At 55.7% G+C, this 11,461-nt stretch carries 13 protein-coding genes; all 13 read right to left on the bottom strand.

All coding sequences use genetic code 11. The features are described from left to right. A partial coding sequence (locus FDW94_RS21540; RefSeq protein WP_249358666.1) for a host specificity protein J occupies positions 1-2,823 on the bottom strand: 2,823 nt, incomplete at its 3' end. A 71-nt stretch (positions 2,824-2,894) separates the two neighbouring features. After that, positions 2,895-3,572, bottom strand: a complete 678-nt coding sequence (locus tag FDW94_RS21535) for a tail assembly protein (RefSeq protein WP_137378229.1) — start codon at positions 3,570-3,572, stop codon at positions 2,895-2,897. Continuing rightward, positions 3,470-4,204, bottom strand: coding sequence for a C40 family peptidase (locus FDW94_RS21530; protein ID WP_137378228.1), 735 nt, complete (start codon positions 4,202-4,204; stop codon positions 3,470-3,472). Before FDW94_RS21530 ends, FDW94_RS21535 begins: the two co-directional genes overlap by 103 nt. Positions 4,205-4,215: 11 nt before the next feature. Then, on the bottom strand, positions 4,216-4,911 hold the full coding sequence (locus FDW94_RS21525) for a phage minor tail protein L (protein ID WP_137378227.1): 696 nt from the start codon (positions 4,909-4,911) through the stop codon (positions 4,216-4,218). Between the two features lie 8 nt (positions 4,912-4,919). Continuing rightward, the gene (locus FDW94_RS21520; protein ID WP_137378226.1) at positions 4,920-5,252 is read right to left on the bottom strand and encodes a phage tail protein; all 333 of its coding nucleotides are present in this window, start codon (positions 5,250-5,252) and stop codon (positions 4,920-4,922) included. Then, positions 5,253-8,555, bottom strand: coding sequence for a phage tail tape measure protein (locus FDW94_RS21515; RefSeq protein WP_137378225.1), 3,303 nt, complete (start codon positions 8,553-8,555; stop codon positions 5,253-5,255). Between the two features lie 250 nt (positions 8,556-8,805). Further along, complete coding sequence (locus FDW94_RS21505; protein ID WP_137378224.1) at positions 8,806-9,168, bottom strand: phage tail protein; 363 nt, start codon at positions 9,166-9,168, stop codon at positions 8,806-8,808. Between the two features lie 62 nt (positions 9,169-9,230). Next, positions 9,231-9,713: a hypothetical protein gene (locus tag FDW94_RS21500; RefSeq protein WP_003832379.1), complete on the bottom strand. Its 483-nt coding sequence runs from the start codon at positions 9,711-9,713 to the stop codon at positions 9,231-9,233. Between the two features lie 33 nt (positions 9,714-9,746). Next, positions 9,747-10,148, bottom strand: coding sequence for an HK97-gp10 family putative phage morphogenesis protein (locus FDW94_RS21495; protein WP_137378223.1), 402 nt, complete (start codon positions 10,146-10,148; stop codon positions 9,747-9,749). Beyond that, positions 10,145-10,534, bottom strand: a complete 390-nt coding sequence (locus FDW94_RS21490) for a hypothetical protein (protein ID WP_042309009.1) — start codon at positions 10,532-10,534, stop codon at positions 10,145-10,147. The genes FDW94_RS21495 and FDW94_RS21490 overlap by 4 nt, the downstream gene beginning before the upstream one ends. Further along, positions 10,503-10,853, bottom strand: coding sequence for a head-tail adaptor protein (locus tag FDW94_RS21485; RefSeq protein WP_061381145.1), 351 nt, complete (start codon positions 10,851-10,853; stop codon positions 10,503-10,505). The genes FDW94_RS21490 and FDW94_RS21485 overlap by 32 nt, the downstream gene beginning before the upstream one ends. After that, positions 10,850-11,167 (bottom strand): head-tail connector protein, encoded by a 318-nt coding sequence (locus tag FDW94_RS21480; RefSeq protein WP_003832371.1) that lies wholly within the window; start codon positions 11,165-11,167, stop codon positions 10,850-10,852. Before FDW94_RS21480 ends, FDW94_RS21485 begins: the two co-directional genes overlap by 4 nt. Then, a partial coding sequence (locus FDW94_RS21475; RefSeq protein ID WP_249358664.1) for a hypothetical protein occupies positions 11,148-11,461 on the bottom strand: 314 nt, incomplete at its 5' end. The genes FDW94_RS21480 and FDW94_RS21475, both read right to left, overlap by 20 nt.

The raw sequence follows: 11,461 nt of genomic DNA, 5'->3' as shown, positions 1-11,461 counted from the left end.
CCCGCCACTGGTGATAGTGGGAGCCGTCAGATACTTGAGGAATACCTCGTTCATAAATATCTGGTCACCCTGCATCACGAAGGCGGGAGTTTCATTGCCATTCGCCGGATTGATAAACGCGATACGGTTTGCTGCCACCAGGAACTGGCTTATCTTCCCTTCTTCCGTGTCTTCCATGCTCAGCCCAAGACCAGCCACATAGTGCTTCCCGTCTTCGGTCTGCTCTATCTTCACGCCCCACATGGCATTCCATTTTCCGTTCGCGTCCTGCCATTCTTTCGAAAACTCATCCAGCCGGCTGGCGTTGTCCTCCGTCAGCTCCACCTTCTCCAGCAGCTCTTTCCCCAGATGGCTTTCGGTGATTTCCCCTTTGAAGAAATCCAGGTAACCCGCCGCATCGTTGCTGGCCTGCCCTTTAGCCTCCACGAACGCCGATTTCCCGACCTGGTTCACGGCCCGGATATAGAAGTAATAATCCTTGCCGGGTTTTATATTCGCGTTTGCTGCAATCCAGTACAGCGCGGTGCCGAGATAACGCGCATCGGTTTCCACCTGGCGGGTATCGGCAATCTGCGTATCTGTAAACCAGAATTCATACTGCACCGTGGGGTCATATACCGCCTGGCGCGGGGTGGCGGTTATCTGAAAATAGCCGGGAGTCAGCTCAACATAAGACGGTACTGCCGGCGCAGCGATGCTGAAATCCGTGCTGCCCGGATCGCCCTGCTGGCCCTGGCTGTTCACCGCCCGCACCGTCAGGGTGTAGCGCCCCGGCGTCAGGTTACGGAAAGTATGCTCCGTTTCGCTCAGGGTCAGGCTGCTGGCCAGGCGGTCGCTGTTATCTTCCGCTTTCACCGTCAGACGCAGGGAAAAACTCACCCCCTTCACCACACGCGGGGTATCCCATCGTGCCCGCGCCTGATACTGTCCCTCCTCTGCCAGAATATCTATGGTCAGGTGCTGCACGGCAGGCGGCGTATTCGTGATACCGGTGTCCGGTAACGGATCAAACGTCGCCCCGTTATCCACGATGACTTCTTTCTCCGGAACATGCTGCACGGCGGTAATGGCATACGTGCCATCATCGTTTTCCCGTATGGCCACACAGCGAAACAGGCGCTGGCGCAGGTCCGGCAGTTTCAGTCCCCACACGCTGTACGCCGCCACGCCATCGGGTAACTGGCTGACGGTCACGCGGTCCGGAGCCGGATGTGCGGTAACTGCCACGGTAACAGGCTGGCCATCGCTGCCCACCAGGTTCAGCACCACATTGCCGCCTGCCAGTATCTCCACCTCACGGTCCAGCGTGAGCGTGCGCGTAAGGCTGTCGACCGACAGGACGCGTCCGCCCACGGTCACACCGGCATAATCACTGTCGCAGACCTCAATGATATCGCCGGGAACGTGGCGTAATCCCTCAGCCCCTACGGAAAAATCCACCGTCTGCGTTTCCAGCAATTCGGTGGTGATGGCCCACAGTCCGGCGCGGTGCGCCTGCCCACGGCTGGTACAGGCGAATGCATCCATCTTCAGAACGTTGCGACCGTAGCGCCGGATGGCAGCGTCGTTTTCCACCAGTTCGGTGGACGTTTCCCAGCCGTTGTTCGGGTCGGTGTAACGGACCTCGGCGGCATTGTGTCGCTCTTTCAGTGCGCTGAAGCTGTAGATGAACGGCGCACCGTCAGCGGGTATCACCACATTACTCTGCGTATAGGTCCAGACTTTATCGGCGGGCCGGTCCTGCACAAACGTCAGGGTACTGCCGTTCCAGACCGGCATGCAGCGCATCAGGGAACAGAAGTCCCCCAGTACGTCCCACGCTTTACGCTGGTCCGTCAGATACGCATTGCAGGTGATACGCGGCTCTGTCCCGCCAAAACCGTCAGGAACAGGCTGATCGCAGTACTGTGCAATGGCATACAGCGCCCACTTATCGACATCGGCAACAGCAATGCGGCTTCCCATGCCATAGCGCGGGTGAGTCAGCATATCCAGCACACACCAGGCCGGATTATCTGTCCAGGCAGGTTTAAACGTCCCGTCCCAGAGTCCCGTATAAGTCCGCGTTAACGGGTCGTAATTTGACGGCACCGGCACAATGCGCCCACGCAAGTGGTAGTTACGAGACACCTGCTGGCTGCCAAACTGCTCCGCGTCCACTTTTACGCCAATAGCAGCGGTATTCGGGTAACGTTGTTTCACATCGATGATTTCGGTATAGCCCGACCACACCGATTTGTTCTGCAGCAGGTCTGTCGTGCTGTCATCAGTGAGGCGCAGCATGCGGACTTCAAACGGTCGGGGCGGTAAATCATCAATCACCACGGATGCCAGAAACTGCGTAGTCGTTTTCCCCGTAATGGTGATATCCCGCTCCACCTGCCACTGGCCATCTCGGCGAAACTGGATCAGCATCTGTACACTGGTCGGGTTGCGGTCGCCTTTGGTACTGGTGCTGACCAGCGACTGCACACCAAAGGTAAAGCGCAGACGGTCCAGCGTTTTAGTGGTAATGGTGCGGGTCACCGGCTCTGACTTCTTCACCTCCACGCCCAGCAGGGTTTCAGCACCGGAGTCTTCGAACCCCTCCATCTCAGTCTGCTCATCCTCCCCCACGCGGTAAACCACAGTGACACCGTGAACCATCGCGTTACCGTCGCTGTCGAGGACCGGCGTTTTGTTAATTCTGACACTCTTCAGCCCGTCCACAGGACCTTCAATCGGCCCCTCGCAGATGGCATCAACTACCGTCAGCATCTGACTGGATTTCAGGTCGTCAGGAGCCTCATGCGGTGTTTTACTGCTGCCACCACCCTTACCCATAATCTGTTCCCTCTGAAACGACAGAACCGCCCGGAGGCGGTTTTGTGTAAATACAAATATGCTGCTGTAAGTCAGCGACCGATGATCACCACCTGCCCCCCGCCGCCTTCATCCCGTGTGCTGATTTCCTGGGAGATCGTGCGGGATCCGACCAGCATTTCACCGTATAACACCGGCAGGGCATTACCCTGCGCCATCATGTTGTCCAGCGACGAAAAATAGGTGTTCTGTTTGCCGTTATCGGTCTGCCGGGACGAGGGGATTTTTGCCTGCGGCGTCAGCATCTGCGCCACACCACCCAGCATCATGGCCGCCCCCATAGAAAACAGAACCGAGGATGCCGAAATAGCACCGGCAGATAACGCTGCTCCCCAGGCTGCCAGTGAAGCCCCTGCTGTAAAAAAGGACGCGGCTATTGCTACTGCTCCCAGCACCACCTGGAACAGACCACCGGATTTAGCCCCAGCCATGCGTGGGACAATATGAATAATGGCACCGTCTGGCAGCGGCTCGTGCAGACGGGCTGACAGGCTGGTTTCATTCACATCCAGGCCTGCAATGCGTATCTGATACCAGCCATCATTCATTTTCTGCCGGAACCCCGGAACCTGCATGGCCAGCGCGTAAATGGCCTCGGCCCCCGTTTTTATACTGAGGCTGAAGCGGCGGCCAAATCGTTGTAAATCCCCGTGAAGGCAGACTCGTGCCATGCCCGGTGTCGCCATATGGAGTGTGTGCGGCGTTGCCATTTGTCGGTATACCTCTCGCGTTTACTGAGCTGGTCAGGAATATGGTGCAACAGTTCGCCGTCGCCGCAGTAAATCGCAGCAGGGTTGGCAACCGATGAACCAAAACAACAAATCAGAATGTCTCCGGGCTGGGCCTCTGTGGCATTCACCCGGTAAAAACCGGTCGCCTCCAGATTATCCAGATACAGATTATCCCCCTGCTTCCACCAGTCCTCCTTCCGCGCAAAATCCGGCATCTCAATACCGGCCAGATGGTACGCATCACGGAACAGGGTGTAACAGTCAGCCACGCCATGCTCAAAAGCCCGCCCTGTGAGGAACGGCACGCAGCGAAATTTGTATATCCGGTCATCGCAGACCAGCCACCACGGCAGGCCACTTTGCACCTGCAGGCGGCGATCAACATCGCTGAGAAACGGCAGGCCATCGGGATGGCTGTGTACCAGGGCCACCACATCTCCCACCGCCTGCGCCTGAAGGTAATCTGCCGGATCCATGCGGAAATACATTGTCGGTTCAGCGGAAAGATTCTGGCAGGGAAAATACCGCTCCCCGGCAGGCGTCTTCACCACCCAGCCGCACGATTCAGCCGGTGCACACGCAGCGGCATGCGCCAGGATAGTTTTTTTCATGGGTGTATCCATCAGGAAAGACGGTTAATCGAGAGGAAGCAGCCGATGCGCGGCAGGTTATCACGCAGCTCGCAGCCAGTACGGCATTTGCTGCAGGCATCTTTTGCCGGGTCTGCCGTGGGTTTGTCAAATTCATCCGCCACAGGCGACCCGGCATACCCACACTCCTCAGAACGGTAGGTCCAGTTGCAGACATCAGCCAGCATGATCCGCGCCGGAAACACGCTGCCGTCCGTTTCGGTCGGCGTGGCCAGCACAAAGGTCGCCGTGGTGGCTTTCAGCTCTGACAGTTGTTCAATCACCCAGCGGCTGACTACTTCCTGTTCCGGATCGGCCTCCGGGTTGCCGCCTGTAAAGTTCACCGCATCGAGAAAACGGGCGTACACAACATGCCTTACCACCGTGGCCCCGACGAGGCTCTGCATATCTGCCGCAAGTCCCGTAACCATGCCAAACAGGTTCGACACCGCCAGCGTCGGGCGGGCGGTAGTCCCTTTCCCTACCAGGTCGAACCCGGTTCCCTGTATCGGATATACGTCATACTTCCGGCCCTGCCAGGTGACCGGCTCGCCCTTCTCGTTCAGTTCATTTGAAAAATAGTAACGCTGGCCACCAAAGTCCGTCAGGTCGATTTCCCACAAATCAATGCGGGCCGACTGTTCGGTTTTCGTGGTTTCGTTGAGGGTGCTCTGAGGAATATCTTGCATAAGGATCCTTAAGCAATGACCTGCTCAAATTTACAGCTGAAATCGGAATACGTGACGTTGTCCGTAACAAACCACTCCCGGCAGACAACTTTTAGCGTGCGGTTGTATTTTGGCGGTCGCCACAGAAAGGCTTTATATCCTCCGTGCTCGGCCAGAAACGCTTCAAGTGCGGTGCGGGAATTGTCCGACGTTATACGGAAAACAGGCTGGAAGTTAATTAACTGATGGTTGAGTCCGGTCGGGCGACGTTGCTCATAGCCATCCCCAAATTTTATGGTTGTCACCGAAGGGGAAACAGAAGACTGCATCCCCTCCCTGGGTGCCCAATGAAAGGTTTTCACTTATCCTCCCGCCAGCATGCCACCATCACGTCCCTGAGTTCTCAGGATACTCATGACACGCGTATCGATCATTTTGACCAGCATCTGCGATGCCTGCGGCCCTATCTCCCCGTTTTGCCCGTCATTCTGAATGGCAATGTGATACACAGGTGAATAAGCAATCCCCCCATTCATACCACCACCAGAGGAACCCGGGTCACCCAGCGCCCTGACACCCAGCGTACCGTCAGTCGTTTTCGCCAGAGGCATAATGGCTTCCGGACCAGCCTCACCAAACACGCCAGCCCCCTTTGCAAAAGCAAACAGGGTCGGGCTGTCATAGATGCCGTTGCTGTAGGCACTTAATGAAGGTGAGTCATAAACACCGCCCTTCGCATTAAAACTAAAACTGCTACCAAAACTGCTGATGGCCGTGCCGGTGCTCGCGGTGGCTGCGCCGCCAAAAAGACTGCCGCCGATACCCATGATGGATTTCAGGATGGTGTTGGTAATCAGCGCCTGCGCTGCCATATCGACAAGGTTTTTAATCACCGACTGTGTCAGGGAGGAAAATAACCCAATCATCCCGTCCCGGAGTGTCTGTGTACCATTCAGCATGCCGGTCAGCATGTTGGAGGTTCGCTCCTGGGTGGTTTCCATCAGGCCAATGGCGAGGCTGCTCAGGTTTCCCTGCGACTTATAAAGCTCCACCGCCGTCTGGTACTGCGCATCAGCGGAATCTTTATCCGCCTTTTGCTTCAACAGTTCGTACTGCTCTTTGTTGATCGCATCATTCTGGTAAAACGCCTGCAGCAGTGACTGACGCTCGGCCAGTTGATTGCGCAGTTCTGCCAGCGGATCAACCGTCCCGGCGATATCAATCAGAGGGGCAGACATTGCAGCTGCCTGTGCCTGTAACAGTTCGCGGGCCGTACTTTGTGCCAGCGTGATTCTGGCCGTCTGGTATTCCTTTTCATCCAGAATACGGGCATTCAGGAGCGACTTCAGCTCCTGGCTCGTTTCACGCTCTTTCGTAAGAGTTGCTCTGGCTGGCGCATACTGTTCTGCCAGTTCGAGGCGCTGTTTGTGATAGTTTTCAGCATTCAGCAGCAAAGTCTTCTGAATATCAGCCTCGCTGGCTCCGTCAGCGCGGGCGGCTTCAAGAAGTTTTCTGGCGCTTTCTTGCTCCTGCAGGTTGATACGTCCGAGACTGGAGGCATGCGCCGCTTCGATTTCACGCCGCAGTTGCTCATACTGGTTAACCTTCGACTTTTGCCCCTTACCAGTATCCCCGCCTTCCCCGGTCCAGGGGGTATCAGGTTTATCACTCCCTGTTTCATTCCCTGGTTTATCCGGCTTCGGTGTGGGATCGGTTTTCCCTGATTTAGCTTGTTCTATGGCCTCTTTGACAATTTTTTGCCGTTCTTTGAGGAGTTTTAACCCCTGCTCAACGGCATCCAGATCCCCTTTGTAGCGGGTTTTATCGTTCTGTACGCCTTTAAGTTGTCCGAACGGATCGAAGCCACTCAATCCATCAATACGGCTTTCCGCATCCTGAATTTCTTTAATCAGTTTATTTCGCTGAATAACCTGATTCTCAAACTGTTCATCAATGTCCAACTGCTTCACGTTGAGCTGGTTAAGCGACAGTTTTTTTAGCTCTTCATTCGTTTCAACAACAGCATTTTTCAGGTCAATCGCTGACTGACGGGCATTTTTCGCCTGATTATGGAAATAGAGCAACGCCGAAGCGGCCAGCATCGCTGCGCCCACTGGACCGCCCACCAGTGCCAGCGCCCCTCTGGCCATACCTACTGCTGCAGAGGCCGCGCGGGCTGAAACTGAAAGCTGTTTATTGGCAGCATTCAGCTGGCTCTTTGCCTGGGTGGAAAGCAGTGTCTGCTCGGTTTCCTGGCGGATTAAGCGGTTAAACTCGCTCTGGTAACTCACGTTAAGGCCAAATTGTCTGGCGCTTTTCTCCATTTCCCGATAACGCCCGAATTCTGCGTTATTCTGTGCCAGCGTAGCGGCGGTACTTTCCAGCGTTTTTCGCGCCATATCGGCCTGCGCCATCGCGCTGGCCCTGACTGCCTGCTGCTGCTCAACCCAGGCACCGATGTTCCCCCTGATACCTGCCGTCAGTTTTGTCGCCAGAACAGGAATCAGTGTATACAGAGCAACGTTGGCGACCGTATTAAAATTATCCGTCAGGCCATTAATGGCATCGGTAACGGTCTGAACACCACTGCGCAGCGGGCCGTTTCCGCTCTGTCCTACCTTAATAATCAGACCTTCAAAAGCAGAAGTCAGGCTGAGAAGATCGCCGTTCAGGTTATTTACCCTGATTTCGGCCTGCTCATGCGCGGTCTGCGTACCGGTCAGGGCGGCAGTCAGCGACTCCACCTTCTCGCGGTTCTGAACCAGGATAGATGCCGCGCTGAGGTTTTCCACCCCGAACAGCTTCACGGCCTGCCTGGTTGACAGGTTTTTTCCCGCCAGGTTCTCCAGCGCCTGGCTCAGCCCGACAACAGAAGGCTTCAGGGTCTTATCGGTTCCCTTCTCCAGATTCAGGATCACGTTACGCAGCGCGGTCCCGGCTTCGCCACCTTTCACTTCGCGCTCTGCCAGTACCTGTATGGCGGCATTGAGGGTTTCAAAACCCACGCCAGCCTGTGCCGCTGCCACCCCGCCATTTTTAATCGCGGCAGCAGTATCGGCTATCTCCGATGAGCCAAATTTCGCGCCAGCAGCCAGCACGTTGATATACCGGTCCGCTTCACTGGCTCCCGCCCCAAACTGGTTTAATGACAGGGCCAGCGTTCGGGTGGCATCCGGAAGCGTCGTCCCTGCCGCCTGGGCCAGCGTTAACGCGCTTTTGGTCGCCGCTGTCAGCCCCGCAGAGGTACTCAGCAGTTCAGGCTTTGCCGAAGCCATCAGTTTAATGGCCTCGGCGGCCTGTGATGCGCTGTATTCCGTTGAGCGGCCCATTTCCTGCGCCGCCTGATCGTACAGTTTCATCTGCGCACTGGTGGCACCGGTGATAGCCTGCAAATCCGACAACGACTGGCTGTACTGCCGCGTGGTGCTGATAATGGTGCCCAGCGATAACCCCGCCCCGGCAAAACCTGCCAGCCTGCCAGCCAGCCCTGATACCGAAGCAGAAACACGCTTATAGGCATCCTCCGTCTTTTTCGCATCAGCCCGGGCATTGCGGTTAAACTGGCGTGACTGACTCTCAGCGCTGCCGTAGGCGCTCATCAGCTGCGATTTAAAGTTCGCTGCATTCAGATGCAGCCCAACGGCAAGAGAGGCAACGTCACCCATTACATTAATACCTTCATGACTGCCGCACACTGCGCATCCAGACTCGGATTCACAGCGGCGGTGGTGGATTTAACAGGAGGCGGGTTATTGTCAGAACCTTCTGGCGAAGGCTTTTTGAAAATGCCCTGTTTGAGGAAGAAAGCACGCCAGTGGAAAAGCGTGTCAGCCGGAAGCGCCGCAATTTTTGACGGGTCAGGCTCGCCCCAGCGGTCGGCCAGCCAGAAAATCAGCTCCAGCCAGGGCGAGTCACTCAGTTTTTTTCGGCGATTTCCAGCTTACCGATGGCGTGCTTTTTCACTTTGTCGATGGCATCCAGAAGCACAACGTTATCGTGTGCCGCCAGCAGCTCCTTCGCCGTGGGTTTGTCTTTGGCTTTAATCGGCGAGCCGTCAGGTTGAACCAGACTGTCGATAACAATCTGTACGCTCAGCTCAGACGCCATGCGGGCATTGCCAGAGGCCTGCGCCTCGATGAGTGCATCTTCATGATCAATAAGCTCAGCCGCCGTCAGCCGACGCAGGTAAACCTTTGTGCCTAAAATTTCAGTTTCAGTAGGCGTGGATTTCGTTTTGAGCAGTGCATTTTTCAGTGCGGAGAGGCTAAATTCAGACATGGTGTATCCTGTTTTTCAGACGAAAAAAAACCGCCCGGAGGCGGTGTGTAACGGGAAACGGATTACGCTCCGGCATCTGGCGCCGGGGCGGCAATCCCCCATTTAATGTTATTTTGCTTACCCTGCACCGTAATCTGGATAACCTCACTGGCAGGCGCTGTGATTTCGTTCATCTGCCAGCCTGAAAGCGCAAGGATCATTGAAGCCGTTCGTTTGTTCGGCAGCTCAATATAAAACTGAACGGTCTTACGCTGTTCCGCAGCATTGAGGAATGCAGTGAAATCTTCGTTTTCCGGGTCGTCAATGAAGCCCAGCGATTTCTCCGGCCCTTCGGGCAGGTCTGACACCGACTGCTTACTCTTGTCCAGCAGGGTGGTACAGTCGACAAATCCTCCCGTCTGACCTGTCGCGCCCAGCGCCTTGCAGTTAATCAGCGGTTTCAACGCCGCTACAGCGGCTCCAACCTCCCCAAACTTCACCACCGTCCCGGCAGGAAGCATTGCGTACTCAGGGGATGATTTTGGCGTGTTATTTTCATCAGCCATAATGATTCTCTCTTAAATAGTGGGCAGCGGTTGCTACCTGTTCTGAATGCCATTGCGGATTTCTACGGTCAGAATGCGCAGAACCTGCCGGACGTTGTAATCCAGCGCCGGACGGATGAACGGATCGGCAACCTGTTTCACCGTACCGAACTCCTGGGCCAGCGCTTTCATGTAATGCTTTTTGCTGGGGCCAACCCGAAGGATGACCACCGTATTTCCGCGACCTTTCCGGGTGGATGAACGAATTTTGATGGAATCACGCATATGCTCTGCAGAGGACGCATCGTCGAAGCCGGCATGTTGTTTCATGTCTTCTTCCACCACTTTCAGCGCCTCACGCCCTGCATCACATAACACCTTCGTGCCGACCTTTTCACCGAGCGCAGTAAGCTGCCGCTCCAGCTCGTCCAGCCCTTTTACGTCCATAGTGATCATGGTGAGGCGTCCCGGTAGTGAAAGGTAAAATCCCGCACGAGCCGGTACTGAATATTGCCGCTGGTCAGTACCGTTTTACTCTGCTGTATTCCACCCCGGACCACATTCTGCACGGGAAAACCCTCCAGCTGGCCATGCACGATAGCGGTCCATTCCGCGCTGATCTTCTTATCCAGCTGTAACAGGCGGGTGTAGTCATTAAGCAGATGAATCGCTATCTGGAAGCGGCCCGCAATCAGACCTGTGCGCAACAGTCCGGCGTACAGCTCCGGATCGGAAATACACTGGTAAGTAATCCCCTCCTGCAGCTCATCAGGCAGGAGCAGAGGATAAACATCCAGCCCGGTCAGGCGTTCAAGTGCTGTCTTTAATGCCAGCTCGATCATGACGTGCGTTTGCCTCCCCTGTGATGATGATGCGGTCCGCAAGACGTTCGACGTTACGAACGATATAAACCCGGTCAGACGTCGTTATTTTCCAGTCGATATCAATATTCAGGTTCGGATGAGTGGTAAAAAGACACGTTTCAACAACCTGCTGTTGATCCAGTGTGCGGACCTTTCTGCCCGATACCAGCTCGCGCTTCGCCCAGGCTTTCCCGGTCGCGACCAGTTGTTCCGGCAGATGTTCACCCAGCGGCCCCCGGCCGGATTGCATATACCCAATCGAAAGACGGCAGGTCATTTCTTCCGGCTTCAGGCTCATACCGTGTTCTCCTGCAACGGGAAAAGAAGGTGCCGGACCGCAGCCGTCTCCAGCCACTGACCAGTGAAACCATTCAGATACGCATCCCCGACCAGATACTGCATGGCCAGCTGGATATCTTCATCCGCCACAAAACCGCGTACCCCTTCCGGCAGCGCCTGCAGTTCGTCATCGCTTCCCACCAGTTTGCAGTAGTAGTCACGCTCAATACTCTTCTGCGCTGCCGCCACCATTTTAGTGAGCATGTCGTCATGCTCCGTGAAATCCGGCTCCAGACGGAGCTGGGTTTTCACATCATCCAATGTCAGTATCATGGTCATCGGCTCCCTTGCGGGGACTCAGCGCCTTTTCCGCATCTTCTGGCCATACCGCAATATGGCGTTCAACCAGTTTCTCTGCGTACTCAGCATCAAAACAGGCCGTATCACCGCGTGAATAACGATGATAGGGTCCCAGGAAAAAAACCGCTTTCCGCGCCACTTCTGCTCCCGTCTGGCCCGTGGCCCCGTTTGTTTCACTTCCGGTCAGATCAACACCTGTATCACCTGAACCCGCTGCAGTATTCTGACCGCCATCCCCGTCCACTGTATTTTCCGGCGTCAGTTCAT

It is taken from the genome of Citrobacter sp. wls757, assembly GCF_005280935.1.
Classification (GTDB): domain Bacteria; phylum Pseudomonadota; class Gammaproteobacteria; order Enterobacterales; family Enterobacteriaceae; genus Citrobacter; species Citrobacter portucalensis.
The sequence above is the reverse complement of the archived record's forward strand: the minus strand, read 5'-3'. Positions and strand labels throughout refer to the sequence as shown.